The 26,736-nt window shown below is 71.5% G+C and carries 24 protein-coding genes and 3 pseudogenes; 9 read left to right on the top strand and 18 right to left on the bottom strand.

Annotated elements, in window-relative coordinates:
- Positions 1 to 62: 62 nt before the first annotated feature.
- The 5 genes from pstC (at position 63) to IPI43_03600 (ending at position 5,123) form a co-directional block, all read left to right on the top strand.
- Positions 63 to 986, top strand: a complete 924-nt coding sequence (gene pstC, locus IPI43_03620; GenBank protein ID MBK7773213.1) for a phosphate ABC transporter permease subunit PstC — start codon at positions 63 to 65, stop codon at positions 984 to 986.
- Between the two features lie 4 nt (positions 987 to 990).
- Positions 991 to 1,890: a phosphate ABC transporter permease PstA gene (pstA, locus tag IPI43_03615; GenBank protein MBK7773212.1), complete on the top strand. Its 900-nt coding sequence runs from the start codon at positions 991 to 993 to the stop codon at positions 1,888 to 1,890.
- Between the two features lie 38 nt (positions 1,891 to 1,928).
- Positions 1,929 to 2,690, top strand: coding sequence for a phosphate ABC transporter ATP-binding protein (locus tag IPI43_03610; GenBank protein ID MBK7773211.1), 762 nt, complete (start codon positions 1,929 to 1,931; stop codon positions 2,688 to 2,690).
- Entirely contained in the window at positions 2,690 to 4,342 is a 1,653-nt protein-coding gene (gene phoU, locus IPI43_03605) for a phosphate signaling complex protein PhoU (GenBank protein ID MBK7773210.1), read from the top strand. Before IPI43_03610 ends, phoU begins: the two co-directional genes overlap by 1 nt.
- Positions 4,343 to 4,850: 508 nt before the next feature.
- Positions 4,851 to 5,123 carry a hypothetical protein gene (locus IPI43_03600; protein MBK7773209.1) on the top strand — a complete coding sequence of 91 codons (273 nt, stop codon included), beginning with the start codon at positions 4,851 to 4,853 and terminating at the stop codon, positions 5,121 to 5,123.
- Positions 5,124 to 5,151: 28 nt separating this feature from the next.
- Here the strand turns inward: IPI43_03600 and IPI43_03595 are convergent, their stop codons facing one another.
- The 7 genes and pseudogenes from IPI43_03595 to IPI43_03565 form a co-directional block, all read right to left on the bottom strand.
- Entirely contained in the window at positions 5,152 to 5,505 is a 354-nt protein-coding gene (locus tag IPI43_03595; GenBank protein ID MBK7773208.1) for a universal stress protein, read from the bottom strand.
- A gap of 235 nt (positions 5,506 to 5,740) precedes the next feature.
- Positions 5,741 to 6,697, bottom strand: coding sequence for a fatty acid desaturase (locus IPI43_03590; GenBank protein MBK7773207.1), 957 nt, complete (start codon positions 6,695 to 6,697; stop codon positions 5,741 to 5,743).
- A 73-nt stretch (positions 6,698 to 6,770) separates the two neighbouring features.
- Entirely contained in the window at positions 6,771 to 8,021 is a 1,251-nt protein-coding gene (locus tag IPI43_03585; GenBank protein ID MBK7773206.1) for a hypothetical protein, read from the bottom strand.
- Between the two features lie 1,126 nt (positions 8,022 to 9,147).
- Complete coding sequence (locus IPI43_03580) at positions 9,148 to 9,813, bottom strand: hypothetical protein (protein MBK7773205.1); 666 nt, start codon at positions 9,811 to 9,813, stop codon at positions 9,148 to 9,150.
- A gap of 83 nt (positions 9,814 to 9,896) precedes the next feature.
- Positions 9,897 to 10,234, bottom strand: a pseudogene (locus IPI43_03575) (hypothetical protein).
- Positions 10,235 to 10,394: 160 nt separating this feature from the next.
- On the bottom strand, positions 10,395 to 11,624 hold the full coding sequence (serB, locus tag IPI43_03570; GenBank protein ID MBK7773204.1) for a phosphoserine phosphatase SerB: 1,230 nt from the start codon (positions 11,622 to 11,624) through the stop codon (positions 10,395 to 10,397).
- A gap of 31 nt (positions 11,625 to 11,655) precedes the next feature.
- Positions 11,656 to 12,243: a hypothetical protein gene (locus IPI43_03565; protein ID MBK7773203.1), complete on the bottom strand. Its 588-nt coding sequence runs from the start codon at positions 12,241 to 12,243 to the stop codon at positions 11,656 to 11,658.
- Positions 12,244 to 12,324: 81 nt separating this feature from the next.
- Here IPI43_03565 and IPI43_03560 point away from each other — a divergent pair, with 81 nt between their 5' ends.
- The 3 genes from IPI43_03560 to htpX are packed head-to-tail and all read left to right on the top strand — an operon-like array spanning position 12,325 to position 15,283.
- Complete coding sequence (locus IPI43_03560) at positions 12,325 to 13,467, top strand: hypothetical protein (GenBank protein MBK7773202.1); 1,143 nt, start codon at positions 12,325 to 12,327, stop codon at positions 13,465 to 13,467.
- Positions 13,468 to 13,472: 5 nt separating this feature from the next.
- Entirely contained in the window at positions 13,473 to 14,384 is a 912-nt protein-coding gene (locus IPI43_03555; GenBank protein ID MBK7773201.1) for a hypothetical protein, read from the top strand.
- The gene (gene htpX / locus IPI43_03550) at positions 14,381 to 15,283 is read left to right on the top strand and encodes a protease HtpX (protein ID MBK7773200.1); all 903 of its coding nucleotides are present in this window, start codon (positions 14,381 to 14,383) and stop codon (positions 15,281 to 15,283) included. The genes IPI43_03555 and htpX overlap by 4 nt, the downstream gene beginning before the upstream one ends.
- Before the next feature lie 98 nt (positions 15,284 to 15,381).
- On the opposite strand, the gene IPI43_03545 is transcribed toward htpX, so the two are convergent.
- The 10 genes and pseudogenes from IPI43_03545 to IPI43_03500 all read right to left on the bottom strand — a co-directional run bounded on the left by IPI43_03545 (position 15,382) and on the right by IPI43_03500 (position 24,819).
- The gene (locus IPI43_03545; protein ID MBK7773199.1) at positions 15,382 to 15,966 is read right to left on the bottom strand and encodes a hypothetical protein; all 585 of its coding nucleotides are present in this window, start codon (positions 15,964 to 15,966) and stop codon (positions 15,382 to 15,384) included.
- 175 nt (positions 15,967 to 16,141) lie between these two features.
- Positions 16,142 to 16,864, bottom strand: coding sequence for a hypothetical protein (locus tag IPI43_03540; GenBank protein ID MBK7773198.1), 723 nt, complete (start codon positions 16,862 to 16,864; stop codon positions 16,142 to 16,144).
- Complete coding sequence (locus tag IPI43_03535; GenBank protein MBK7773197.1) at positions 16,861 to 17,244, bottom strand: hypothetical protein; 384 nt, start codon at positions 17,242 to 17,244, stop codon at positions 16,861 to 16,863. The genes IPI43_03540 and IPI43_03535 overlap by 4 nt, the downstream gene beginning before the upstream one ends.
- A 217-nt stretch (positions 17,245 to 17,461) precedes the next feature.
- The gene (locus IPI43_03530) at positions 17,462 to 18,379 is read right to left on the bottom strand and encodes an acyltransferase domain-containing protein (protein ID MBK7773196.1); all 918 of its coding nucleotides are present in this window, start codon (positions 18,377 to 18,379) and stop codon (positions 17,462 to 17,464) included.
- Positions 18,376 to 19,142 (bottom strand): annotated as a pseudogene (locus tag IPI43_03525) (SDR family oxidoreductase). The gene IPI43_03530 and the pseudogene IPI43_03525 overlap by 4 nt, the downstream one beginning before the upstream one ends.
- Complete coding sequence (locus IPI43_03520; protein ID MBK7773195.1) at positions 19,139 to 20,218, bottom strand: aminomethyl transferase family protein; 1,080 nt, start codon at positions 20,216 to 20,218, stop codon at positions 19,139 to 19,141. The pseudogene IPI43_03525 and the gene IPI43_03520 overlap by 4 nt, the downstream one beginning before the upstream one ends.
- Positions 20,219 to 20,316: 98 nt before the next feature.
- Positions 20,317 to 20,388 (bottom strand): annotated as a pseudogene (locus tag IPI43_03515) (hypothetical protein).
- A 687-nt stretch (positions 20,389 to 21,075) separates the two neighbouring features.
- On the bottom strand, positions 21,076 to 22,494 hold the full coding sequence (locus tag IPI43_03510; protein ID MBK7773194.1) for a beta-ketoacyl-[acyl-carrier-protein] synthase family protein: 1,419 nt from the start codon (positions 22,492 to 22,494) through the stop codon (positions 21,076 to 21,078).
- Positions 22,491 to 23,543, bottom strand: coding sequence for a hypothetical protein (locus IPI43_03505; protein ID MBK7773193.1), 1,053 nt, complete (start codon positions 23,541 to 23,543; stop codon positions 22,491 to 22,493). The genes IPI43_03510 and IPI43_03505 overlap by 4 nt, the downstream gene beginning before the upstream one ends.
- A 169-nt stretch (positions 23,544 to 23,712) precedes the next feature.
- Entirely contained in the window at positions 23,713 to 24,819 is a 1,107-nt protein-coding gene (locus IPI43_03500) for an Mrp/NBP35 family ATP-binding protein (GenBank protein MBK7773192.1), read from the bottom strand.
- Between the two features lie 76 nt (positions 24,820 to 24,895).
- Here IPI43_03500 and IPI43_03495 point away from each other — a divergent pair, with 76 nt between their 5' ends.
- A complete protein-coding gene (locus IPI43_03495; protein ID MBK7773191.1) occupies positions 24,896 to 26,590 on the top strand; it encodes a hypothetical protein in 1,695 nt (564 codons plus the stop codon).
- 4 nt (positions 26,591 to 26,594) lie between these two features.
- Here IPI43_03495 and IPI43_03490 read toward each other — a convergent pair.
- On the bottom strand, positions 26,595 to 26,736 hold a 142-nt coding region (locus tag IPI43_03490; GenBank protein ID MBK7773190.1), incomplete at its 5' end, for an acyl-CoA dehydrogenase.

Here is a 26,736-nt window from a genome sequence, read left to right as displayed (position 1 = left end):
GTGTCCCGACGGACATAGCGGAGCGCAAGGCGCCCCCCCTCGGGACCACCTTCAAGACGCCCATGTGGCACCGCGTGGCCGAGAAGGTGATCACCTTCATGGCCCTCACCGCGGTGGCGGCCATCGTGCTCATCTTCGTGTTCATCGGGCGTGAGGCCGTCCCCATGTTCTGGGAGGCGGAGTTCGCGCACGAGGTGAGCCTGCAAGACCTGGTGTTCGCGCGTCAGTGGAACGGCTACGACGAGCCCGTCTACATCTGGCAGCCGGTCGGCACGCCGCCCAAGTACAACATCCTGCCGCTCTTCGTGGGCGCGCTGAAGGTCACCCTGCTGGCCATGATGATGAGCGTCCCGCTCGGCATCGGCGCGGCGCTGTTCGTGGCGCTCTACGCCCCGCGCAAGGTGCGCGAGGTGGTGAAGCCCATGGTGGAGCTGCTGGCCGGCATCCCGTCCGTGGTGCTCGGCTTCTTCGCGCTCATGCTGGTGGCCACCTGGGCGCAAGACCTGTTCGGCTTCCGCTTCCGGCTGAACGCGGTGGTGGCCGCCATCGCGCTCTCGCTCACCATCGTGCCGGTCATCTTCACCATCGCCGAGGACGCGCTCCAGGCGGTGCCGCGCTCGCTCTCGGAGGCCGCCCTGGCGCTCGGCGCCCGCAAGTATCAGGTGGCGCTGCGCGTGGTGGTTCCGGCCGCCATCCCCGGCATCGCAGCCGGCGTGGTGCTGGGCTTCGGCCGCGCCATCGGCGAGACCATGATCGTGCTGATGGCCTCGGGCAACGCCGCCATCATGGAGCCGTTCAACTTCGCCACCAGCGTGCGCACGGTCACGGCCAGCATCGCCGCCGAGCTGGGCGAGATCGCGGTGGGCGACCCGCACTGGCGGGTGCTCTTCATGCTGGGGGTGCTGCTGTTCGCGGTCACCTTCGTGCTCAACGTCATCGGCGACCTCGCCATTCGCCGCCTCCAGAAGCGGCTGACGGCGGCCTGACCCCATGAACTACACGCGCAAAGACTGGCTCCTGGCAGGCCTCAGCGCAGCGGCGCTGCTGGTGATCCTCACGTTGCTGGTGGTGCTGCTCGGGCAGATCGTCTTCCACGGCGCGCCCGTGATCTCGGGCGAGTTCCTGACCGGCAGCCCCACGGCCGACATGACCGGCGGCGGCATCTGGCCGGCCATCTACGGCACCGTGTTCATGACCCTGCTCATGACGTTGGCCGGTGTGCCGGTGGGCATCGCCACGGCGGTCTACCTGAGCGAGTACGCCTCGTCGCGCAGCCGCATGGCGCAGGCGGTGCGCATCGCCGTGAACAACCTGGCGGGCGTGCCCTCCATCGTGTTCGGCCTCTTCGGGCTCGGCTTCTTCGTGCTGTTCATCGGCTCGTCCATGGACTCGCTCCTGTACGACAACACCACCACGCCGGTGTGGGGCAAGCCCTCCATCCTGTGGGCCTCGCTCACCCTGGCGGTGCTCACGCTGCCGGTGGTCATCGTCACCACCGAAGAGGCGCTGCGGCAGGTCCCGCGCGAGCTGCGTGAGGCGTCGCTCGCGCTCGGCGCCACCAAGTTCCAGACGGTCTACAAGGTGGTCCTGCCCAACGCCGTGGGCGGCATCCTCACCGGCGTCATCCTGGCCGTGAGCCGCGGCGCGGGCGAGGTGGCCCCCATCATCTTCGTGGGCGCCGCCAACTTCCTGCCCTACCTGCCCACCGACCTGCGGGACATGTTCATGCACTTGGGCTACCACGTGTACGCGCTGGCCACCCAGTCTCCCAACGTCGACGCCGCCAAGCCCACCCTCTTCGGGACCGTGCTCGTCTTGCTGACGCTGACGTTCACCCTCAACTTCCTGGCTATCGTGATCCGTAGCCGAACCCGAGCGACACGCGCGTGAGCCCACTGCCCCACTCCTCGAAATCGGCGTCCATCGCGCTGCCGCGCACCGTGAAGATGCAGACGCGTGGCGTCAACATCTTCTATGGTGAGACCCAGGCCATCAAGAACGTCGACCTCGACATCTACGACAAGACGGTCACTGCGTTCATCGGGCCCTCGGGCTGCGGCAAGAGCACGTTCCTGCGGGCGCTCAACCGCATGAACGACACCATCGAGTCGTGCCGCGTGAAGGGCGACATCCAGCTCGACGGGTACAACGTGTACGGCAAGCAGGTGGACCCGGTCGAGGTGCGCCGCCGCGTGGGCATGGTGTTCCAGAAGTCGAACCCGTTCCCCAAGTCCATCTTCGAGAACGTGGCCTTCGGCCTGCGCATCGCGGGGATGAAGGACAAGGACCAGATCGCCCAGCGCGTGGAAGAGTCGCTCAAGGGCGCGGCGCTCTGGGACGAGCTCAAGGACCGCCTGCCCGAGTCGGCGCTGGGGCTCAGCGGCGGTCAGCAGCAGCGGCTCTGCATCGCGCGCACCCTGGCGGTGCGCCCGGACGTCATCCTCATGGACGAGCCCACCAGCGCGCTCGACCCCATCGCCACGGCGCGCATCGAAGAGCTGCTGCGCGAGCTCAAGCAGAAGTACACCATCGTGATCGTCACTCACTCCATGCAGCAGGCCGCGCGCGTCAGCGACTTCACGGCGTTTTTCTACATGGGCGAGCTCATCGAATACGGCGACACCGAAACAATGTTCACTCGGCCGTCACAAAAGAAGACGGAAGAGTACATCACCGGTAGATTCGGCTGATGGCATTGCTCTCCCACACCAGTCACGAGTTCGAGGCCGAGCTGCGGCAGCTCAAGGGTCGCCTGTTGGCCATGGGCGGCCGCTGTGAGCAGATGATCATCTGGGCCGTCAGCGCGCTCGAAGAGCAGAACGTGCAGCTGGCCGAGGACGTCATGCGCGCCGACCGGCAGATGAACGAAGACGAGATGGCCGTGGACGAGATGACCATGCGCATGCTCGCGCTGCGTCAGCCCGTGGGGCGCGACCTGCGCTTTGCGATCACGGCCGTGAAGGTGGTGACCGACCTCGAGCGCATCGGCGACGAGGCCGTGAACCTGGCCGAGCGCGCGAGCGAGCTGGCGGCGCGCGGGTCGCTGCCGGAGCCCACCAAGCGGCTCTCCGAGATGGCCATGCTGTCGAAGACCATGCTGCGCCACGCGCTCGACTCCTTCGTGGAGGAGGACTCGGCCAAGGCGCGCTTGGTGCTGGCCGAAGACGACGAGGTGGACGCCATCTACGGGGAGATCCTGCGCGGCAGCATCGCCTTCATGCGCGCCGACCCGACCGCCATCGACGACGGCATGCGCGTGAGCAACTGCGCCAAGTACCTGGAGCGCATCGGCGACCACGCCACCAACATCGCGGAGATGGTCATCTTCCTGGTGGACGGCGTGGACGTGCGCCACGGCGGCGGGGGCGGGGTTGTGCCTCCGGCGCCGGCGGCGGGGGGGGGCGGGGGCCCCCCCCCCGCGCCGGCGGCAGGCTGCCGGCATGCATGCGTGATCGTCGGCGCCGGGGCGGGCTTCATGGGGCGGCCGCGCGGGCCGAGGTGGGGCTGGGGGCGCTGCCGGATCGCAGGCCGCCCCGGTCCGCGGCCGGCTCCCGGTGGAGTGTGCCTCGTGGCGGTGAAGTCGCGCACACCGCGCCCCGGCCGTGCGCGCTGCCCCGCACCGTCGCTCCAGAACGGCCTGACAACGTGGCGCCGCGCCGCGCTGGCCCCGACGTGGCCCGGCATGATGACGTTCAACGTGATCCCCACCGAGGCGGGCTTCCGCCAGGCCACCGCTGGCCCCTTGGTGTTCGGGCCGGGGGAGCGCCCCGACAGCCAGCGCCGCGTCCAGCAGCTGCGCGAGAGCGTGCGTGCGCGGGGCTTCGACGCCCGCGTGCGCGCGGACATGCCGGCCGTGCAGCTGGGGAAGCTGCTGCTCAACCTCAACAACGGGCTGTGCGCGCTGACGGGGCTGCCGCTCGCGGCCATGCTCGCCAATCGCACCACGCGCACCGTCTTTGCGGCGGCCATTCGCGAGGGGCTCGAGGTGGCGCGCGCGGCAGGCCGCCCGGTGGGCCAGCTGGGGGTGCTCTCTCCGCGCCTCGTGGCGCTCGCGCTGGGCCTGCCGGACGCTGCCTTCTTCCGCGTCTCGCGCGCCATGCTGGCCGTGGACCCGGCCGCCAAGACCAGCACGCTCCAGGACCTCGAGCGCGGCCGGCTCACGGAGATCGACGAGCTCAACGGCGCCATCACGGCGCTCGCACGCGCGCACGGCAGGCAGGCGCCCATCAACGCGCTGATCACGCGTGGCGTCCACGAGCTCGAGGCACAGCTGGGCACGGGCGCCCTCCCCTACTGGAGCCCGGAGACCCTGCGCGAGCGGGTGGCGGCCGCGCTCCGCTGACGCCGCGCTAGCGCGAATGGCGCGCTGGTGCGTATAGCTCCCCCATGCGCCCACTCTGCTCGTTGCTGCTGCTCTGCGCCCTGGGCGCGCTGCCTGTTCATGCCCAGACGGTGCCCGACCTGTGCGCCGATCCGGCACGTGTCACCGCGGCGCTGCGGCGTGCGTTCGTCGCCCTGAGCGAGGCCGACCCGGCGGCGCGCGCGGCGGTGGCTGGCTGTCGTCGGGTGGTGGCATGCGGCACGATCCCGGCGCCGACCCGCGCGGCCTGCACCACCCAGCTCATGCCGGAGGAGTGGGGCTTCCGCGTGACGGTGGTGCCGCGGGCGGCGACCGGTGCGCCGGGGGAACTGCACGTCAACGTGGACACGCAGAACGACACGGCGCACCAGGTGGTGGTGTCCGGCAATCGCTGGGCGGTGGGCCGGCAGGTGGCCATCCTGGGGAGACCGAACACCGGCGGCACACGCACGGCGGCGAGCCCGCGCGCATCGCCTGGGCCCGCTTCCATGTGTGGAACGACAGTGGGGCGGCGCTGCCCCTCGAAGTGCTGGACGGCGTCTTCATCAACAACGCCCTCGAGGCTCCGCTGCCGAGCGTCAGCAGCCAGGTGACCAGCCTGCCGCCCGGCGAGAGCGAGCTCGAGGTGGGGTTCACGGCGCAGGACGCCTACCAGTCCTGGAACAACCACTTCGCGGCGCGCTTCCGCCTGCGGGTGGGGCAGCAGGTGCTCACGCCGCAGGCCGAGTTCGCGGTGATGCGCGTGGAGCCCTGGCGGCACTGACGAGGCCCAGCGTCGCAGCGGGCAACCGTCAGGCGCGCACCACCAACACCGAGCACGGCGCCAGGCGCGTCACCTTCTCGGCCACGCTGCCCAGCATGATGCGCTGGATGCCGCTGCGGCCATGCGTGCCCACCACGATCAGGTCGGCGTTCACGCGCTCGGCGAAGTCGGTCATGGCCATGCCCGCGTTGGGGCTGTAGAGGATGTGGGTCTCCACCGACAGGCCCGCGAAGTGCGACTCGCGCAGCTCCTTGAGGTGCTGCTTGGCGTACTCCTCCATGCCCTCGCGCAGCGCGTCCGTGCCCATGACCGCGTCGAGGCCGGGCCCGATGTGCGGGAGCGGGTCGATGACGTGCGCCAGGAAGACCGTGGCGCCCTTCACGCCGCGCGGTGGACGCGGCTGCCTTGAGCGCGGGGTAGGACGGCTCGGAGAAGTCGGTGCCGACGACGATGCGGCGGATGGGGGTCTCGGTCTCGGTGGTGTCGGTCATGGTGCCTTCGATTGCAACCCATGGACCAACCGATAGCAAGCGCGAACACGGACGTTCCGGTCGCGCTGCGATCGGCCCGTTGCGCGACCCGCGCGGCGGCGCGCAACGACTGCGCGAGCCTCGGGCTCAGGTGCCCGCGAGCGCGGGCTCGATGCCCTCGGCGCCGAGGTCCTGCGCCGTGGTGCGCGGATCCGGGATCCACTCTTCGTCCGGGCCGGACTCCGGCAGCGGGATGGGGTTGCCCAGGTAGTCGAGGCGCTGGTTGAGCCCGAACGTCTTGAAGAGGTAGACCAGCAGCGACTTCTGGTCGAGGTTGGGGTGGATGTACGGCGCCACCAGCTCGGCGTGCTTCTCGGGGAGCACCGACCAGTGCAGCCCCGGCTGCATGTGGTGCAGGCCGTGGAAGCCGTTGTTGTAGGCCCACCAGTTCACGGCCTTGCCCACGAAGTTGCGCGAGTGGTTGTAGGGGTGGTCCGGGTCGGTGCCGTCGTGCTGCAGCATGTTCATGCCCACCAGGCCCCACTGCGCGTAGATGTGCGGGATGAACCAGAAGACCAGCGCCTTCTGCCAGTCCACCACGAAGAGCGCGATCTGCGCGGCCCACAGCACGCTCAGCTCCAACACCATCTGGCGGAACCAGCGCGGGTGCCGCGTGCGCATCATCTTCGTGTACGCGGCGTCGGCCTTCATGGTGTAGGGCGCCACGATGAACAGGAAGAACAGGCCGTTGAGCAGGTGCCAGCGGAACTGCGCCTTGGTGGTGCGCATGACGTCTTTGCGCGACTGCGTGTGCTTGTGGTGGCTCAGCGTGTGGCCCGGCACCAGGCTGCTGACGGGGTGACCGTAGGTGCAGGTGAGCACCACCTGGTAGATCTTGTTCAGCCAGCGCTGCTTCCAGATGGGGCAGTGCACCGCGTTGTGGGTCTGCACGGCGCCCATGAAGGACGTCAGGCAGAGCGCCGCGAAGAGCGGCAGCGACACCCACAGGTTGCCGAGGGGCACGGAGACGAACGCCCACGTGAGCAACCCAAAGTAGACCGCGTTGAACAGGAGCGGCCGAACGTCGGCTCGGAAGCGAAGCATGGCCCTTCCTTCGTACGCCGCTCGCGGCGTTCGGGCAAGAACCCAGGTCAATGGCACCACGAGAAGAGGCCCCTCACGGGGCCTCGACTGCGATGGTGGGATGCCGTCGAGCGCTCAGCGCTGCCGGCGGCGAACCCGGAGCCCCACCAGAGCCAGCACCAGCCCGAACAGGGCGGCGCCGTGGCTGCTCTGGGAGCCCGCGCTGCAGCCGCTGTTGCCGCCGCCGGGGCGCCTCGCCGGCGTCCCGGCCAGGTCCACGCCCGTGTCGCTCCATCATGGTGCCCGCGTCGCCCATCGGGGGCACGCCCATGTCGGCTTCGGGGATGATGATGTCCTCGGGGCCGCGGTCCTTGAGCCGCGTCGCCGGGTCACCCAGCAGGTGGTAGATGGCCAGCATGTCGCGCGCGCCGGCCGGGTTCTCCGTGGCCAGCGTGTCGTACGCGCCGTCGATGGCCTCGCCCAGCGTGCGCGCGTCGCCGTAGAGGCCCCGCGCGAAGCCCTGCAGCATGGGCTGAGCCAGGTCATCCGCGCTGAGGCCCGTGGCGCCCCAGACGCCAATCGCCAGGTTGGAGTTGCTGAGCGTCTCGCCGAAGCTCTCGAAGCCGGGCACCTCGAAGCGCGAGGTGGTGCAGGTCATCGTGGTGAAGATGGCCGGCTCGCCCGCGGTCAGCGTGGGCACGTCGGTGGCCGTCAGCAGGCCGTCGCTGGTCAGCGAGTTGAGCGCACCGTGTCCGGTGTAGTTCACCCAGAAGACGCCCTCGCCGAGCGCCTCGAAGAGGCGTGTGCGGGCCAGCTCGAGGGTGAGGTCCGAGCGGTACAGTTGCTCGACCAGGCCCGCGTCCGAGAGCGCGTTGACCAGCGCGGAGAGTGCATCGGTTCCGGTGTCGAAGGAAGGGTGCGACGCGTCGGACAGGAAGAGCGTGCGGTCGGTTTGCACGTCGAGGCTCGTCTCATACTCCGTGAGCCGCGCCACGAACGCTTCGAGCGCAACGTTGTCGGTCACGGGCAGACGCCCCAGGAGCAGGTCCGGCTGCCCGTCGTCGTCGACATCGGCGATGGTGGTGTCGCTGGCGAAGAGGCCGCTCGCGGTGTTGACCATGAGCGGCGGCATCAAGTTGCCGTTGAGGCCGCGGATGTTGAGGTAGTCGTAGGAGCCGGCGCCAGCCAGCACCACGTAGCGCGGGGGCGTGGCCCAGTGCTCGCTGGCGTGCTGCAGGAACGCGCGGATCGCGTGCGGGTCGGGCGTGCCGTACGCGAACTCGTCGAACACGTCGGTGACGTCCACCAGCGGCGTGGTGAGGCCCTGGGCCGCGCGGTAGTCCACCAGCGCCTTGGCCCCCGAGAAGAGGGCACGCGGGCGATCATCAGGTACTCCGCGCCCGCGGCGCTCCGCAGGTCGGACGGGTAGTCCACGCTGAGGCTTGGCACGCGCACCCCGTTGGCGGCCGCCAGGTAGCGGTGGCCCGCCTCACCGTTGAGCCGGAGCGAGAGGTCGCCTCCCTCGTCAGCCACCTGGAGGCCCTCGAGGAGCACCGGGCTGCGTGGGTTGGTGACGTCCAACACGGTCACGGCGGTGTCTGCCAGGTCTTGCAGCAAGATGGACCCGGCGGCGCTCGCTGTGAACCCCAAGCTGCCACCCACCTGGTCCAGAGTCCGCGTGTAGAGGACGCTCACGGCGTCCACCCACACGATGCTGTGCGCTGCGCCGCCGCCCGCGAGGCGGACCGTGTTGGCCCATGGTCCCAGCAGGGACGCCGGGACGTCCAAGGTGATGACGCGCGGAACGATGCCCTCGAAAGGCGAACGTGCCGACCACAACGCCGTTGACCCGCACCATGGCGCTGTGCTCGCCCGTGGCGCGCGCGTGGTGGCGCCGTGCAGCTTCGATGGCCAGCTGAACCGTCCTGGTGCCGCTGGGCGAGGGCGAGCGTGATGGGGAAGTCCGCGTTGTGGCCGGGCCCCAAGTACTGCCAGAACCAGAAGTCGTTGGCGGCGCTGGGGTTCATGACGGTCACGGCGGCGACACGTCCACCTCGGCGCGCACACGCTGCTCCGACGTGGCGCCCTCGCCGCCCGAGGCCGCAGCCCCGCTGCGGGTGGTCGCGCGCACGCCCTGGCTCAATGTCAACCGGTACAGGTTGTCCGCCAGGTACATGCTGTCGCGCGACTCGCCGTAGAAGTAGAGCGAGTCGCGACACGTCGCCCCACCACGCCACGGGCTGGCCCGCCACAGTGAGCGCCAAGCCGTGCGACGCCAGGTGCGCCTGCGCGGCGGAGAGGCTTAGCTCGAGCGCCGCCGCCACCTGCGTCATGGTCACGCGGTAGATGCCGCTCTCGGCCACGCCCAGGTAGAGCGCCACGGGCGGACCGTCGGGCTCGTCGCCAGCCTTGGGCAGCGCCACGCGGTGAGGTCACGCGCGTGCGGCACCGCGGCGACCCACCCGTCAGCGTCACGCTCGCCGCGCCGGCGGGCCACGCGGTGCTCGCCCAGGTCGTGCCGCTGCCCGTTCACCTCGACCTCCATGATGCGGTAGGTCGCGCCAGGTCGCAGGCCCGGGTCGGCGACGAAGTACGTGCCGCCCTGAGGGGCATCCGGCAGCGCCGGCACCAGCGCGGGCCCCACGGCCACGAGGCGGCTGCCCTCGACGCGCAGGATCTCGAAGCCCTGAGTGCCAACCTCGCCAAGCGTGGTGAAGCGCAACGCAGGGCGGCCACCTGCCGTGGTCACGCCGTCCACGACGCCGAGAAGGGCATATGTCGCCAGGTTCTCGCAGGCGCTGAACGAACCACCCCTTCGGCTGCCGCAGGTGGGGAAGGCCACCGCCCGGGTGATGGCTGGCAACCCCATGGAGACCACGATGCGCCGCTGTTGCAGTAGTCGTCTTCTGCGCCACCATCCAGATCATCCTGTCCGGCACCACCGAACAAGTTGTCGCGCCCGCTTCGCCGAACAGGTCGTCATTGTCCGCCTCTCCGTGGAGCGTGTCGTTGCCGTCGCCACCGCGGAGCCTGTCGTTGCCGGCGCCACCGTAGAGGTTGTCGTTCCCGCCATCACCAAAGAGGGAGTCCGCACCGCCCTCACCATTGATGATGTCGTTTCCGTCGTTTCCGTGGATGGTGGTCCCCCATCACCACCGAAGATAGTGTCGTCGCCGTCGCCCCCTGCCGGTCGTCGCTGTTGCGTTGGCCGAAGATGTTGTCATCCCCGCCCACCCCAGACGGTGTCGTTGCGCCGCCCGCCGTTGATGGTATCGTTGCCGGCCCCCCGTAGATGCAGTCATCCCCACCACCGCCAGTGATGATGTCGTTGCCGCCGAGCCCGATGAAGCACTCGTCTGCACCGGTACCGGGGAAATTATTCGGCAAGTTGGTTCCACTAAAAATGGCCATGAAGCCAGCGCAGCCGATCGTCTGATAGTCTGCCAGCGTCCACGTTGGGTCGGGTTCGGGACATGCCTGAGCCTGGGTCGCGGACGCCCCTCCAAGGGTGAACACGCCCAAAGTCACACAAAACAACCCGAAATCGCTGGCTCTCATCTCTGCCTCCGTACGGAACCCACGCTATGTCGCGCCGCAGTGTACCGACATTCAACCCCAAACCAAACCACCCCGACGTGCAGCCACCTGCTACGCTCCGCAGAAGACCCAGATGGGGCCAGCCTTTGGCCGAAGGTGGCATCCGAGCCACCCGGACGGCTCACCCCTGCGGCGTCTCGGCCAGCAGCTCTTCCACATCCCGCCACGGCAGGCCCAGCAGGTACAGCATGCGGTCCAGCCCGCCGGCGCTCACCGCCGTGTCGGCCGCGGCCTTCAGCTTGGGCTTCGCGTGGAAGGCAATGCCCAGGCCCGCCGCCGTGAGCATGCCCAGGTCGTTGGCGCCGTCGCCGATGGCGATGGTCTGGTCGAGGGCGATGCCCTCGCGCTCGGCGATCTCGCGCAGCAGCTCGGCCTTGCGCTCGGGGGTGACGATGGCGCCCACCACGCGGCCGGTGAGCAGCCCGTCCACCACCTCGAGCTCGTTCGAGAACGCGTAGTCGAGGCCCAGCTGCTCCTTGAGCACGTTGGCCGCGAAGCTGAAGCCGCCCGAGATGACGGCGGTCTTGTAGCCCAGGCGCTGCAGCACCTTGAGCAGCTCGGGGGCGCCCTGCGTGAGCGGGAGCCGGGTGGCCAGCTCGAGGGCGCGCGCATACGGCAGGCCCTTCAGCAGGCCCACGCGCTCGGTGAGGCTGGCGGCGAAGTCCAGCTCACCGGCCATGGCGCGGCGCGTGATGTCGCCCACGCGGTCCACCACCCCGTGCATGCGCGCCAGCTCGTCGATGACCTCGATCTGGATGAGCGTGGAGTCCATGTCCATGACGATCAGGCGCTTGGCCCGCCGCGTCAGGCGCTCGCGCTGCACGCCCACGTCGATGTTGGTGGGCTCGAGCCCCTGCATGAGCGCGCGCCGCAGCTCCGCCGCGCGGCAATCCCCACCGGGCAGCGAGACGATGACCTCGAGCGAGATGAGGTGCGGCCCGCTGAGCTTGCGGATGGACTCGATGTTGGCGCCCAGCGCGGCCAGCTCGCGCGTGAGGATGTGCACCCCCTCGGCGTCCAGGCTGTCACCGATGGCGGTCACGGCGTAGCGCAGGTGCCCCTCGGTGGTGGCCGCGGGCAACGCCCCCACGCGCTGGTCGATGATCTTGAACTGCAGGTCGAGGCCCATGGACTTGGCCCGGAACAGCAGGTCCTTGATCACGGGCTCACCCACGGCGGTGGCGGGGGAGACGCCGATGAGCATGCAGAGCGTGAGCTGCCCCTGCACGACCACCTGCTCGATGTCGAGGAGGCGCGCGTGGTTCTCGGCCAGCACCCCGCTCATGGCGGCGGTGATGCCGGGTGTGTCCGGCCCGATCACGGTGACCAACACCTTCTGCAGCTCTAACATGGGCCGGTTTCTAGCAGCGCCGTTCGGAGATTCAACGCGTGCGCAGGAAGAGGGCCGTCAGGATGCCCAGCGTCAGCGCGATGAGCGGCGGCAGCCAGGGGCGGCGCGGCTGCGGCACGGGCTTGGCGTTGGCCTCGAGCCAGGCCTGCACGTCGGTGCGCTGCGCCACGCTGAGGCCCGCAAAGGGCAGCACGTGAAAGGTGCTGGGCGTGGGGTGCAGCAGCAGCCGCTCCTCGCGCAGCTCGTAGCGCAGCTCGGGCCAGGCCAGCAGCTGGCTCACGCCACCGCTGCGCAGGGCGATGCCGCGTGTGGAGAAGCGCCAGTTGGCGCCGGGGCTGGGCAGGCTCTCGAACATGCGGTCGCCCAGCCGGCCCACCAGCCACAGGCCGCCCAACCCCACGCCCGCCAGCGACAGCGCGAAGACGAGCAGCGGGACGGGCACGTTGTGGAAGGCGATGGCCGTCTGCAGCGCGTACACCGCCATGCCCGCGGTGAGGCCCAGCCAGATGGGCCAGAGGCGCGCGAGACGCGTCTGGCGGAGCACCGTGCGCAGCAACCCGGCGCGCACGTCTTCCGCACGCAGGGTCACATCCAGCTCGAGCTCCTTCGATGCGCTCACGCCGGTGTGATGGCGCAGTGGCCGCTCGTGCGCAAACCCCTTATAATTTTCCGGTGGCAGAGGTATGTTGTGGGAACTCTGATGGATGAGAAGCGACGACCCTCGCGCCCCGTGATCGGGCGCGTCGAGACCCGTGCCGTGCCGGCGCGTGAGCTGGGCGTCGACATCACGGCGGATCGCAGCTCGCCTCGCAACCGCGACAGCCTGTCCGGTCGCAACGCGGTCACCGAGGACTTCGTGGGCGTCACCGGGCTGAGCGCCGTGGGCAGCGCCACCGAGCGGCCGCCCGCGCCCAAGGGCCGCATCTCCACCGAGATCGACCGCATCACGCGTCTCGTGGTGGAGCTGTCCGTCGCCACGCCCGGCGCCGAGGGGCCTGCCGTGCAGGGCTTGCTGCGCTTCGGCGAGCCGGCCCTGGTGGAGCTGGTGCGCGCGTTCCCGGGCTCCGTGTGGTTCAACCGGCAACAGACCGCCACGCGCCTGCCCAAGGGGCGCGGGGTGTCGGGGGTGGCCTCGGCGCTGGTGGACTTCGGCGCGCTGGCCGTCCCGCACGTGGAGCGGCTGCTGCGCGATCCGGACGCGGACATCCGCTACTTCGCGCTGCTGGTGTTCGCCGAGCTGGACCCCGAGAACCTGCCCGAGCACGCGGCGCCGCTCGTGGGCGACGCGGACCCCGGCGTCTCCAACATCGCCATCCTGGCCATGAGGGCGCACCGCGGGCTGCTCTCGCGCAAGCGCGCCATGGCGGCGCTCTATGGCTCCCTGAACGAGGCAGACCCACCCATCGTGGCGCTGCTGCGCACGTTCGGCGTGCTGCGCGACCCGGGCTGCGTGCCGCACATCGCCACGCTGCTGCAGCACGCGGACCCGAGCGTGGTGCAGTCCACCGAGCGCGTGCTCCAGGCCATCACCGCGCGCGACCTGGGTCAGAAGCCGGCCCGCTGGCGGTCTTGGTACAAGCGCCGCGAGAAGCGCACTCGCGCGGAGTGGCTGCTCGAGGCGGCACGCAGCCTGCGCGTGAAAGAGCGCACGCTGGCGGCCGAGGAGCTCAAGCAGCTCACCGGTGAGACCTTCGGCTTCGTGCCGAACGGAGGCTGGCGCGAGCGTCGCCGCGCGCTCGCGGCGTACCGCGCGCACTTCGAGCGACAGGCGGCCGAGCTGCCGCGCGAGAGCGGCGAAGTCGAACGCGGGCCGCGACGCTCGTCCACGCCCAGCGTAAGCTGAGGGCGATGAACGCCGTCTTCAGCGCCGCGCTCTTGGTGGCCGCGCTCGCACCGTGGTTCGAGGCACGCGCGTGGGGGGTGCCGGTGAGCTACGTGCCGCTGGCACGCATGGCGCGCACCTTCCTGAGCGCCGGCGTGGTGACGCTGTTGGCGGGCGGGCTCGCGTGGCTCGCGCTCTCGCAGGCCAGCGTGGACGTGCGCGCCACGGCGCTCGCGGCAGGCGGCGTGGCGCTGTGCTTCGGGGCGCTGGTGGCGCTGGCCAGCGCCCGGCGCGACCGAGCGCTGCGGGGCCTGCACGTGCTGACCACCCAGCTGGGGCTGCCCGACCGGCGCGACGTGGCGGCCGCCCGCATCGACGCGCGGCTCGAGCGGCTGGCGGCGGGTGATGCACGCCAGCACGCGCTGCTGACCCTGTTCGCGGCAGGCCCGCTGACCCGGCACGCGCTCGGAGCGCAGGCGCGCCGTCAGCTGGAGCGCATCCCGGCGGACGTGCTCTTGCCCCCCGAGGCGGCGCTGCGGGCGCAGCTACGCGCCATGACCTTCCTGCACGAGGGCGCGCTCGAGGACGCCACGGAGGCGCTGGACGCGGCTCCGTATCCCACCACGCCGGCGGTGGACGCGTGGATAGACCTGACGCGCGCGCTGGGCCAGGTGGTCTGTGGCGGGGTGAGCAGCGCCAGGCAGCTGGTGGCGGCGCGCAGCGACCTGGCCCAGGCGGACCCCGCGCTGGCCACGCAGCGCGACACCATCGAGGCCCACGCGCTGGCAGCCGAGGGAGACGAAGTGCGAGCGCGGGAGCTGCTCACGGCGTTGGTGGCCCGCTCGGGCGTGGGAGGGCTGGCGCTGGCCCTGCGCCCCGTGGGCCCCGCCACAGACCTAGCGCGAGCGGTAGTGGCGACACACATTGCCTCACCATGAAGCAAGTCACCCTGCTGGTCCTCACCAACTTCGCCGTGCTCATGATGCTGAGCGCGCTGCTGGCGGTGCTGCGCGTGCTGGGGGTCATCCCGCCCGACTTCGGCCTCGGCAGCTACGCGGGCATGCTCGTGCTCTCCATGGTCATGGGCTTCGGCGGCGCGTTCCTCTCGCTGGCCATGTCCAAGAGCATCGCCAAGCGCTCCGTGGGCGCGCAGGTCATCACGCAGCCGCGCAGTGAGGTGGAGCGCTGGCTGCTGGCCACCGTGCAGCGCCAGGCGCAGGCGGCCGGCATCGGCATGCCCGAGGTGGCCATCTACCCGTCGCCGGACATGAACGCGTTCGCCACCGGCATGAGCAAGAACAGCTCGCTGGTGGCCGTGAGCACCGGGCTCTTGAACAGCATGACGCGCGAAGAGGTGGAGGCGGTGCTTGCGCACGAGATCTCGCACGCCGCCAACGGCGACATGACCACGCTCACGCTGGTGCAGGGCGTCACCAACACCTTCGTCTACTTTCTTCCGCGCGTGCTGGGCGACGTCATCGACACCGCCATGTCGCGCGGGGAGCGGCGCCACGGGCGCGGGCCGGCCTACTTCATGATCGTGATGGTCATGCAGTTCGCGCTGGGCATCCTGGCCACCATCATCGTGCGCTGGTTCAGCCGCTACCGTGAGTTCAAGGCCGACGCGGGCGCCGCCAAGCTGGAGGGCGCTCCGCACATGATCAGCGCGCTGCGGCGCCTCAAGACCAGCGCCCCGCCCGAGCTGCCGGCCAGCATGCAGGCCATGGGCATCGCCGGGAACGTGGGCGCGCTGTTCGCCACGCACCCCCCGCTCGAGGCGCGCATCGCGGCCCTGGGTGGGGCCACCGCGCGGCGGGACGGCACGTGGGGCGGGTGAGGTCCGAGCCGCTGGGAAGGCGGCTGCTCAGCCCGCGCCACGCGTGAAGATGACCACCGGCAGCTCGCGTGGGGTGCGAGCTGGCTGGGGCTGCCGCGTCAGCCGCCGGCGGTGCCCAGGAACCAGCGCAGCTCACCCAGCAACCACTCTCGCAGCCAGGCGTCGTCGCCGAGCACGGGACGGTTCACGCTGCGCGCCGCGCTGGCCACCGCCTCCTCGAGGTCGAACGGAACGTGACGCGTGCCGTCGATGACGATCTGGAGCTCCTCGTCCACCACGGCGAGGTGCGCGCAGTGCGGCGAGTCACTCAGGCACACCAGCGAGCCTTCGACGAAGCCGGGCGCGGGCCACGGACCGCTGGGCGCGACGATCACGTCGGCGGGGGGCGCCCGTGGGTCGAGCACGCGCCACGTGTGGTAGGCCACGTCGCCGGTGGCGCTCAGCACCAGCGAGTCGATGGGCTCGTCTTCCCGCGCGGTGGGGACTCCGTCGACCGTGACGTGGTGCTGGCCCTCGCGCTCGCCCACGTAGGCGTAGTGCGCGCCGTGCGTGACCAGCGCCGAGATGGAGGCGTGCAGCGCCTGGGCCTCGCCTTCCACGTGGACCTGAGCGTGCGTGGCCGTGACGCCGATCCAGACCACCCGCGCGTCGCTCAGGAAGGCCGCCTGCTGCACTGCGCCCACGACGGGAGGCGTTGTTCTCCAGCACGATCGCCCCGCCGCGTCTCCCGGTGGCCTCCCGAGCGGATGGCGAACCAGCGCCCGCTCGGTGGAGCCGCAGGTGGCGCAGCGCGGGGTGCTCGCCGCCGGCCACGCCCTCGACCATCACGACACTGCCTGCAGAAGAGTGACCCAGGAATCACGCGCCCTCCACCAGCTGGAGGTCGCGCACCTGGGCGAACGGCACCCCCGCGGCGCCGTCGATGAACACGCGCGCGCGCTCGTGGCGCACGGTGGCAAAGGCGCTGCGCCGCGGATCCAGCAGCGCAGGGCTCGCGGCGTCGAAGGGCCCGGCCACGTTGCCATCCACCACCACGAAGGCGTCCTCGCCGCGGTAGCCGATGAACGACCAACGCAACGCGCGCCGAGCTGGGCCCGCAGAAGGGCCTGGCGTGAGGCGCAGGCTGCCGCTCTGCAGCGCGCTCCACTCGCCCTGCTCGTGCCCGTCCACCACCACGGTCCAGCGCTCGCCGCGGGCGGCCGCGTAGATCAGGTGCGTCCCGTCGGGGCTCAACACCGCTTCGCCCACCCCGTCGTGGGCGGGGCCCACGCGCCCGTCGTGGACCATGTGCCAGTGGCTGCCCACGCGCGCCGGGTAGGCCACGTGGCCGTCCGCCGTGAACACGAGCGAGGCCACGCCCACGGCGTCGTACCAGGGGCCCTCCACGCCATCGACCACCACGCGCTGGCGGCCGCGGCGGTCCAGCACCTCCACCAGCGTGACGCGCCCGGGGTCACGCCCGAACCACGCCACGATGGGCCTGCAGCCCGAGAGCGCCGTGACGGTGAGCGCGAGCGCCACCAGCGCGCACGCCTTCTCCACGCGCGCCGACGTGTGGGCGCAGGCGCGCGCAGGCGTCACTCGGTCCTCGGCAGCGCCAGGTTTCCGGAGGCCCCCAGCTCGCCACGCGCCACCACGCCGCCGCGCACCTCGGCGCGCACGCTGTACGTCACCAGGCCGTCCTGCTCACGCACGATGGCCACCCGATACTCCAGCATGGAGCCCGCCAGCACGGGCTCGGTGAGCCGCACGTCCACGCGCGTGGCCACGCCCAGGGAGCGCAGGTCGCGCAGCTCGCGCAGCAGCGTCATGCCCGCAGGCTCGGGGGCCGTGGTGGGCCGCCCGCTGCGCTCGGCGTCCATGGCCTCGAGCGCGCGCAGGCCCAGCTCCGGGTCGCCCGCGCGCTCGCCGGCCCGCTCGATGGCCAGCAAGATGGAGAGCAGCTGCGCGGCCTGCCCCATGCCCTCGATGGTGTAGACACACGGGCCACAGCGACCACCCGGGGAAGTGGCCCTCGAAGACGGGCCTCGTTCTGCGAGATGTGCCGGCAGGCGTGCAGCTCCGGCGCGTCGCCAAGCTGGTAGCCGAGCACGCGGTCCACGAACAAGAAGGGGCGCCCGTGCGGGAGCAAGAGGCGCAGGATGTCGGGGCCCAGCCCCCGTCGCTTGGTGCGTGTGGTCATGTGAGATGCCGGAGGGTGTCCGCGAGCTCGTCCGCAGACTCGGTGCCGTGGAGGGTGAATGGGAGCGCGCTGCCGAAGTTCAGCCGCAGCAGCGCACGCAGGGTGCGACCCGGTCCCAGCAGCACCACGTGGGTGGGAGCCAGGCTGGCGAGCGTCTGCAGGGTGCCCGCGAAGCGCATGGGCCGCGTGAGCTGTGCACACAAACGGGAGACGACGACGGCGGGCGGGGTGAGCTGGGCGTCGTCGTTCGACAGGAAGAGCGCGTGGGGCAGCGGCGTGGGCTCCGAGGGCGCGGCCTGCAGGGCGGCGCGGAACGGCGCGATGCCGGGCTCCATGAGCGGGCTGTGCCAGGCCCCGGACACCTCGAGCGGCACCAGCGGCGCGTGGGCGCTGGCGAACCGCAGGGCGGCTTCATCACCCGACAGCAACCAGCGGCCGGGGGCCAGGCTCCCCGCGTCCACCAGCGTGCCGTGCTCCCCACCCAGCGCGAGCGCGCGGCCGAGGTCTTCCGGGCTGCCGTCCAGCGTGGCCATCCCAGAGCGGCGTGCCTTGGCGGCTGCGGCCATGGCGCGCGCGCGCACCGCGTAGGCCGTGAGCGCGTGGCGCACACCGAAGTGCCCTGCGGTGGAGGCGGCGGCCAGCTCTCCCGCCGAGTGCCCCGCGCACACTCCCGGGGTGACCCCGTGTTCACGCAAGGCCGCCGCGGCGCCAAGGGCCACCGCCGCCACTGCCACCTGGGCCACGTCGGGGCGCAGCAGCTCGCGGCCGCCGCGTGTGAGCAGCGCGGCCACGTCCTGCCCGAGCACGCTCGACGCCTCGTCCAGCACCGCCGTCGCCGCGCGGGAAACTCCCGCCACTGAGAGCCCCATGCCGCGGCACTCGGCGCCCTGGCCCGGTGCGAGGAACGCGATCACACCGTCATGCCTCCGTCCACCACCAGGGCGTGCCCCGTGATGTAGGACGCCTCGCTCGACGCCAAGAACGCGACCGCGGCCGCGAGCTCTGCGGCCTCTCCCATGCGGGCGAGCGCGATGGAGCCGACGAGCGCGCGCTTCTTGTGGTGGTCGAGGGTGCGCGCCATGCCCGCGTCGAACAGGCCGGGGACCACCGCGTTGACTCGGATGGAGAGCGAGGCCAGCTCGCGCGACAGGGTGGACGTGAGCCCTATCAGGCCCGCCTTCGACGCGGCGTAACTGGCCTGCCCGGGGCTGCTGCGAACACCGGCGACCGACGCCACGTTCACCACGCTGACTCCGCTCGGTGGGCGGCCCGAGCGAGCCGCCTGCGTGAGCCCGCGAATGGCGGCGCGCGTGCAGCGCATGGCGCCCAGCAGGTTGACGTCCACCACCTCGGCGTCGTCTTCGTGGGTGCCCATCATGAAAGGCTGGGGGCGCGTGATGCCCGCGTTGTTCACCAGGATGTCCAGCGCGCCGATGGCCTCGACGGCCACGCGCACGCTGTCCGCGTCACGCACGTCGAGCGGGCGCACGCAGGCGCTGCCCCCCGCCGCGAGCACGCCGCCACCACCGCAGCGGCCGGCTCGGGCGACAGGCGATAGCCCACGTGCACGTGCGCGCCCTCCTGGGCGAGGCGCACGGCGATGGCGTGACCGAGCCCGCGGGATGCCCCCGTGACGAGCGCGGTGCGGCCCTCGAAGCGCCGCGGCGTGGCCGTCATGGGAGCCCCTGTTCCGCGAGGGCATGCACCAACTGCTGCAGCGGCTCGGGCACCAGCGGCGGGAACACCCGCTCGTGGCGGCCCACGTAGCGAGACTCGCGCGGGTTCACGTACAGGCTGCGGTTCTTGAGCCAGGGCACCGAGCACGTGGCCAGCGGGACGCTCGACGCATCGGCTGTGGCGAGCAGGAACAGGCCCGGGTGCGCCACGTTCTTCTGGACATGCAGAAGCCCCACGTGCGCGCCCAGCACGTGCGAGAGAGCGCTGGCGTGCACGGTGCCCACCGGCTCGCCATCCAGCGTGACCTCAGCGCCACGAGGAACGGCGTGAGGCGCAACGAAGTGCACGGTGCGGTGGCTCGCGGGGTGCAGCGCCGCCGCCGCGCCCCGGAAGCCGTTGTGCCGGGACAAGCGCCACGAGAGCTGCAGCTCGAGGGGGCCGAGCGACGCGTCCGGTGCATGCCGAAGCGAGAAGAACCCGTTCTCCAGCGCCGCGAGGTCGAGGTCGGCGAGCGTGAGTTCGGCCCCCTCGAAGCGCGGCAGCCCCGCTTGCAAGCCCTGCCAGGTGCGCTCGGCGGCGCGGTGCTCGAGCAGCAGCAGGTAGCCGTACTCCCCCGTCTTCCCGGCGCGGAAGCAGTGCCCCCCCGGGATGGCGAAGAAGCTCCCGTAGGGCAGCCCCAGCACGTCCGGCGTCACCACGTCGGCCAGCAGCTCGAACGCATAGGGGCCGTCTGCCGCCAGCACGGCGTGGGTGAGGGAGAGGTCGTCGAGACGCACGTCGTCGCAGGGCGTCTCGGCTGCTGCGGCGCTCAGCTGGGCGAACGTCATGCCCTCCACCAACAAGAGCGCGTCCTCGTCGTCGGCGCACACGAAGAGGTCTGCGGCCGGCGTCCCGTCGGGCGTGAGGATGAGCGAGTGCAACGTGCGGCCGTCGCGCACGCTGAGGTCCGACGAGCACAGCTGCTCGAGCAGCGTGAAGGTGTCCGCGCCCGTGACGCGCACGGGCAGTGTCTGCGTGGAGCGTGAGATGCCCACGTGCTCGCGCAGCGCGCGGCTCCCTGCGGCGGTCGCGCTCATGACGCCGCCCCCATGCGCGCGGACAAGACGGTGTCCACCAGGATGTTGGGTGTGCGCAGGATCGCCGCCACGTGTTGCGTGCCCGCGGGCGTGGGGCCTTAGCGGGTCTCGAGCTGCACCACCAGCTCCACCGCGTCCACCGAGTCGAGCCCGAGCCCGTCCCGAAGAGCGGTGCGTCGGGGTCGATGTCATGCGGGTCAGCGTCCAGCTTGAGGGCGCTCACCAGCATGGCGCACACCTCCGCGAGGAGGGCGTTGCGGGTGGCGAGGTAGCTCTCGGTCTCGGGCCTCATGTCTTCATCCTTTCGAGCAGGGCGGCGACGCTGACGGTGCCTCCCGCAGACGACACGCACGCGCGCTGCGCTTCTCCCGCCACCATGCCTTTCACGGCGGCGGCGAACGCAACCAGACCGCCGCTCGCGGGCAGCTCGGGGGCCAACGGGCGCGCACGTGCCGGCGTCCCAGCCTGCACGCGTGCTGGCCAGCCCGCCCTGCCCCCCGCCCGCGATGCCCAGCCCCGCGAGGCGCACGGCCACTTCTCCGTGCGCAGGCGGCTGCTTGCTCAGCACCAGCGCCACCACCGCGTCGCGCATGGGGAGTCCTCGCTGCCCCGGCGGAGAGGGCGCGGCATCGAGCACGTCCACCGCGGCGACTACGATTTGATCCACGTCGTTCTGCGTCTCGAGCACGCGCGCGGCGGCGTACAGCGCGGCGAGGCCGCTGCCCTCGCCCGACACCAGGCTGCTCTCGGGCCCGCGCACGTCCAGCGTCTTCGCCACCGCACCGAGCGCGGCGTTCAGCACCACGCGCGCGAAGGCGCTCACGTCGGGGCGCGCTGCACCGCGCTCATCGATGCTGTCACGGAACGCGGCGCTGCTCTCGGGCGACGGCCGCAGCATGCCCACGAACAGCCCGGTGCGCTCGCGGGCGGCGCCGCGCAGCACGAGCCCGGTGTGGGCGAGCGCGCCCAGACGCCGTGCAGCAAGGCTGCGTGGCCCGGTCGTGGCCGCGCGTGTCGGCGCGCGCGGGTGCGCGCAGCTCGGTGAGATGCCGCTCCGCCACGTCCACGAACACGCCGTGCACGAAGAGCGGTGGCAGCCTGGGGTGAGCGGGCGCTGGAGAGGCGCTCTCTCCAGCACCCAAGGGCGATCCGTGCGCCACCACCAGCGCCGCGTTCGACCCCGCAAAGGCCGAATTGCACGACACGAAGGGAGCGCTCGGATCCACCGCGACACGCGCGCCACTCAGCACCGGCAAGTTGACCGAAGGCCGCAGCGCATCGAGTCCCGCCGTGCCCGGGAAGTGTCCGTGCTCCAGCGCCTCGAGCGTGGCCACCAGCTCCAGCACCCCGGCCGCTCCCTGGGCGTGACCGAGGTGCCCCTTGGTCGAGCTGAAGAGCGCGCGCTCCACGCCTTCCGCACCGAACACCTCGCGCATGGCCATGCACTCGGCCGGGTCGTTGGCCTCGGTGCCGGTGCCGTGCAGGTTCACGTAGCGCACGCTGCCCACGTCCACGCGCGCGTCACGCAGCGCAGCGCGCGTGGCCTGCAGCACGCCTCGCCCGCGCGGCTCGGGCGACGTCTCGTGGTAGGCGTCGCCGCTCAGCCCGTAGCCCAGCAGCGTGGCGCGGGTGCGCTCTTTGGCCTGCGCGCGGCGCTCCAGCACCACGAAGCCGGCGCCCTCGCCGAGGCTGGTGCCCTTCACCCGCCCGAACGGCTGGCAGGTCTCGCGCGTGAGCACGCCGAGGGCATGGAAGCCCGCCTGCAGCTCGATGGTGAGCACGTCGGCGCCGCCCGCCAGCACCAGGTCCACGCCCTGGCGCTCGTCCAGCAGCAAGTCGCGTGCGAGCCCGATGGCATAGGTGGACGAGGTGCACGCCGTGCTGACCGTAAAGACAGGGCCGCCGAGCCCCAGCTTCTCGGCCAAGCGCGCAGCCGGGCGCTCGAGCGTGGTGTCCACGATGATGCTGGTCCCGAAGACGAGCGCCGCCCGTGCACCGTCGGCGCGCGACAGCGGACAGCCCCAGCGCCCCGCGTGCCGCAGCGCCTCCTCGGCGGCCAGCCACGAGAACGTGTCGCACAGCGCCGCGGGCGACTCATCGGGCGCGTCGTAGCCCGGCACGCAGCCCCCGCGGTGCACCGTGAGCGCCTCCGTGGAGAAGCGCTCGATGGCGCGGATGCCCGTGCGCCCGTCGCGCAGCGCCGGCCAGAGCGCCGCGCGCCCCACCCCGAGCGCCGACACCGCACCCCAGCCGGTGATGGCGACCGCCTCGCTCATGGGAGCGGCGTGGGCTCGAGCTCCCTGCGGCGGCGCAGCTGACGGCGGGAGCGCGCCGCCAAGCAGCCCATCACGAGGGAGAGCACCAGCAGGATGGAGCCGATGGTGATGGCTGCGGCGCCGCCGATCTCGCCCGAGACAGCCACCGCGGCCACTCCGATGCCCAAGGTGATGGCGCCGATGCCCGCCATGGCCAAGGCGGTGGTGCGCCGCCGCCGATGGCGCTGCTCCAGGTATGGAACCGAGTACTGCACGACGTGCTGGTCGGCGCGCGTCAGCGGTGCGCCCCGACTCGTGGGCATCTCCGCCGCCGCCAGCTCCAGCGCCCCTTCCTGCGTGGCGAACATGTCCAGCGTGGCCTGGGTCACGGCCAGGCGCTTGTGCGCCGCTTCGCTGCCCGAGACCTCCATCACGCGTGCCATCTTGGACGTCACGTCGCCCAGCAGCGAGTCGAGCGACTCCACCCGCAGCCGGCTGTTGATCTCGGCAGCCACGCGCCGCAGCCGCATGCGGCTGCCGGTGCCGAGCCCCTGCTCGGAGGCGCCCAGGTCCAGCCGCTCCACGAAGTCCATCACGAAGCCCGGGTTGTTGCGCACCGCGCGGTCGAGGCGCTCGCGGGCGTCGTCCCCCGAGTGCGCCAGCACCCACAGCCCGTCCATCATGGTCTGGTCCAGCTCCGCCTCCAGCTGACTGCTCAGCTGCACCAGCGGCTGGCTGCGGCGCACCTCTTGGGGCAGGTCCAGCACCAGCCCCGTGTAGGTGAGCGCTCGCAGCGCGCGCGGGCTGAACGCGTCATCCACGCCGAAGCCCTGCGCCGAGTACACGCCCCGGCGCCCCTCCACCCGGGTGTCCAGCTGCACCAGCGCGCTGGCCACGCGCGCGGCCTCCCGCTCGGCCTGGTCGAGGCTCACGGGGGCGGGTTGCAGCGCGGACCCTACGCAGCCCGTCACCCCGCCGCTCGACAGGGCCGCGCCGCCCAGCGCCATGGCGCGCAAGAAGCCGCGCCGCTCCAGCTCCTCCCCTCCGAATCCCACCTTGTTGCTGCTCATGGTGCCTCCGCACCGAAGCAAAGCACGTACCACGGCAGCTTGTCTCGAAATGCTTCAAGAAAGCCACGAAGCGCGCAGCGGGCTGCGCGCTGCGCCTGGCACACCTGTGCAACCTCCTACACAGGCGCTTCACAGGTGCTGCACACTTTCCGTCGGGTCCCGCGCCCCGTCAGCGCATGATCTTCAGGCGCTTGCGGCCCTCGGTGGCCGGCGCCGTGCTCTTGCCCGTGCGGTCGAAGTGCTGCTTGGCGATGAGCGTGGCCAGCGCGTCGGCCACGGCCGCGAACGCCTGCCCGGCCGACGACTCGGGCGCGGACTGCACCACCGGCGTGCCCTTGTCGCCCCACTCGCGCACCAGGCTGTCGATGGGGATCTGCCCGAGCAGCGGCGCCTTCGCGTACTCCGCCACCTTGAGGCCGCCGCCCGAGCCGAAGATCTCCTGCTTCACGCCCGCGCTGTCGATGAAGAAGCTCATGTTCTCCACCACGCCCAGGATGGGGATGTTGACCTTCTGGCAGAGCGAGACGCCCTTGTACACGTCGGCCAGCGCCACCTCTTGCGGGGTGGTCACCACCACGGCGCCGGTGACCTTGACCTTCTGCGCCAGCGTGAGCGCCACGTCGCCCGTGCCGGGCGGCAGGTCCAGCACCAGGTAGTCGAGGTCGCCCCAGTCCACGTCGTTCACGAACTGCTGGAGCGCGCCGTGCAGCATGGGCCCGCGCCAGATGACGGCTTGCTTCGGCTCGTCCAGCAGGAAGCCGATGCTCATGAGCTTGAGCCCGAAGCGCTGCAGCGGCTCGATGCGCTTGCCGTCCGTGCTGTGCGGGCGGCCCGTGATGCCCAGCATGGTGGGCAGCGAGGGCCCGTAGAGGTCGGCGTCCAGGAGCCCCACGCGCGTGCCCATGCGGCGCAGCGCCAGCGCCAGGTTGGTGGCCACCGTGCTCTTGCCCACGCCGCCCTTGCCGCTCATCACCAGGATGACGTTCTTCACGCCCGGCAGCGGGTCTTCGCTGGTGGCGTCGCGCGTGGGCACCTTCACGCTGAAGGTCACCTCCACCAGCGTCACGCCGATGGCGCCCGCGGCCTTGTCGATGGCCTGCTTCACCGCCAGCTTCACTTCCTCGGCCGGCGAGGAGAGCTGCACGTGCGCGGCACCCACGGTGCCCGACAGCGTGACGCCGGACAGCGTGCCCAGCTCGCCGAGCGGCCTCCCGAAGGTGGGGTCGACGACGGCGGCGAGGGCGGACTCGAGGGCGGCTTGCGTGAGCTCGGACATGGCGCCTGTTCTGAGGCGCAGGCGCGGGCCGGTCAACAGGAGAGCCACCGCGAGCGTGTCCTGGTACAACGGCGGGATGAAGCCCTCCCCCCTCCTCGCGGTCGCGGCCGCGCTGGTCTTGTCGTGCATGGGCTGCCGCGGCGCCGACACCGAATTGATGTGCGACGACGGCTCGTTCGCGACGGATGGCTCGGGGGTCTGCATCCCCTGGACGGTCTGTGCCGTGGGGTCGGTCGCCACCACGCCGCCCACCGCCACCACCGACCGGGTGTGCGGGGCCTGCCTGGGCGGCACCTACTGCGCGGGTGGCGACGCCATGCCGGTGGCCTGCGCCGCGCTCACGTGGGATCACGACGCGGACCCTGCCACCGTGTGCGTCGCGGTCTCGGACTGTGAGCCGGGGACGTTCGTGTCGAGCGCACCCACCGCAACGGAGGACCGGGGCTGCACGGCGTGCGGCGTGGACAGCTACTCGCTGACGGTGAACGCCGCGAGCTGCACGCCGGCCACCGTGTGCGAGGCCACCGAGCTCGAGGCGGTGGCCCCCACGCCCACGAGCGACCGGCGCTGCGACCTGGCCGAGTGGACCGTGCTCATGGGCACCACGGGCACGGACGATGGATACGTGCTCGCGCTCGATGGCGACGGCGGGGTCCACGTGGGCGCCAACGCGACCGCTGCGTTCCCTGGCCAGACGCTCGCCGGCAACACGGACGTGGCGGTGCTGCACTTCGATGGCGACGGGGCGGGGGGTGCCGTCGACCAGCTCGGCAGCACTCTGTACGACGTGGTCAGCGGCCTCGCGCGCGGGGCTGACGGTCGTGTCCACGTGCTGCTCACCGCGCAGGGCCTGATCGGCGCGAGCCAGCTCGGCAGCTTCGACTTCGTCTCTCGGCACTACGCTCCCGACGGGACGGTGGAGCGCACGGTGCAGTTCGGCACCAACACGCAGGACGTGTCGGGCTCGCTGGCCGTGGACACGGCCGGGAACGTGTACGTGGCCGGCCAGGTGCGCGCCGCGCTAGGCGACCAGACGGCCCTCGGCGACGCGGATGGCGTGCTGCAGAAGTACGACCCGACCGGCGCGCTGCTGTGGACCCGGCAGTTCGGGACCGCGGGCTACGACCAGGCAACCTGGGTGGCGATCACCTCGGACGGGCACGTCGTGGTGAGCGGCTACGTGACCGGCACGCTCCCCGGTCAGACGGGGACGGGCGGCTACGACTCGTTCGCCATGGCGTTCGACGCCGACGGTGCGCTGCTCTGGCAGGACCAGCACGGCACGGCGGCGATCGAATTCGGAGTCAGCATCGCCACCGACGCCGCGGGCAACGCGTACTTCCTGGGGCGCACGCAGGGCACGTACCCCATGGCCACGAGCGCCGGCAGCAACGACGTGATCGTGCGCGCCTACGACGCCGACGGCGCCGTGCTGTACACCACGCAGTTCGGGACCAGCGGCATCGACGACAGCATGTCCATTAGCGCAGCGCCCGACGGGCGGGTGTTCGCGGTGGGCGTCACCCAAGGCACGTTCTCCGGCGAGATCTCCGCCGGCGGCGCGGACGCCTTCCTGGCCGAACTCGACGTGGACGGGGCGCTGGTCGGCGTGCGCCAGTTCGGCTCCACAGGGACCGACGTCGCCCGCGACGTGGCGTTCGACCCGCGCGGCAAGATCTACCTGGTGGGGAACGCCGGGGCCGAGTTCGCGGGGCAGACCCCCAGCGGCCCCTCGGACATCTTCGTGATGAGCCTGCTCCCGAGCCCCTGAACCGTCAGCGGCCGGGCAGCGTGCCCATGGTCTTGCAGATGATGCCCAGCATGACCTCGTCGGCGCCGCCGCCGATGGAGCCGAGGCGCCCGTCGCGGTAGAGCTGGCCCGCGGGGTTGTCCCACATGAAGCCGTTGCCGCCCCAG

The sequence above is a fragment of the Sandaracinaceae bacterium genome, assembly GCA_016706685.1.
In the GTDB taxonomy this organism is placed as follows: Bacteria; Myxococcota_A; Polyangia; order Polyangiales; family Houyiibacteriaceae; genus JADJJE01.
This window is presented reverse-complemented; position numbering and strand designations above follow the sequence as displayed.

What these genes read in the sequence shown, in the direction of transcription:
- IPI43_03555 (MBK7773201.1), top strand. Translation starts at nt 13,473, where the DNA reads ATGAACGCCGTCTTCAGCGCCGCGCTCTTGGTGGCCGCGCTCGCACCG.
- IPI43_03510 (MBK7773194.1), bottom strand. Translation starts at nt 22,494, where the DNA reads ATGAGCGAGGCGGTCGCCATCACCGGCTGGGGTGCGGTGTCGGCGCTC.
- pstC (MBK7773213.1), top strand. Translation starts at nt 63, where the DNA reads ATGTGGCACCGCGTGGCCGAGAAGGTGATCACCTTCATGGCCCTCACC.
- phoU (MBK7773210.1), top strand. Translation starts at nt 2,690, where the DNA reads ATGGCATTGCTCTCCCACACCAGTCACGAGTTCGAGGCCGAGCTGCGG.
- IPI43_03500 (MBK7773192.1), bottom strand. Translation starts at nt 24,819, where the DNA reads ATGTCCGAGCTCACGCAAGCCGCCCTCGAGTCCGCCCTCGCCGCCGTC.
- serB (MBK7773204.1), bottom strand. Translation starts at nt 11,624, where the DNA reads ATGTTAGAGCTGCAGAAGGTGTTGGTCACCGTGATCGGGCCGGACACA.
- IPI43_03535 (MBK7773197.1), bottom strand. Translation starts at nt 17,244, where the DNA reads ATGGGGCAGGCCGCGCAGCTGCTCTCCATCTTGCTGGCCATCGAGCGG.
- IPI43_03560 (MBK7773202.1), top strand. Translation starts at nt 12,325, where the DNA reads ATGGATGAGAAGCGACGACCCTCGCGCCCCGTGATCGGGCGCGTCGAG.
- htpX (MBK7773200.1), top strand. Translation starts at nt 14,381, where the DNA reads ATGAAGCAAGTCACCCTGCTGGTCCTCACCAACTTCGCCGTGCTCATG.
- IPI43_03505 (MBK7773193.1), bottom strand. Translation starts at nt 23,543, where the DNA reads ATGAGCAGCAACAAGGTGGGATTCGGAGGGGAGGAGCTGGAGCGGCGC.
- IPI43_03590 (MBK7773207.1), bottom strand. Translation starts at nt 6,697, where the DNA reads ATGCTTCGCTTCCGAGCCGACGTTCGGCCGCTCCTGTTCAACGCGGTC.
- pstA (MBK7773212.1), top strand. Translation starts at nt 991, where the DNA reads ATGAACTACACGCGCAAAGACTGGCTCCTGGCAGGCCTCAGCGCAGCG.
- IPI43_03495 (MBK7773191.1), top strand. Translation starts at nt 24,896, where the DNA reads ATGAAGCCCTCCCCCCTCCTCGCGGTCGCGGCCGCGCTGGTCTTGTCG.
- IPI43_03520 (MBK7773195.1), bottom strand. Translation starts at nt 20,218, where the DNA reads ATGAGCGCGACCGCCGCAGGGAGCCGCGCGCTGCGCGAGCACGTGGGC.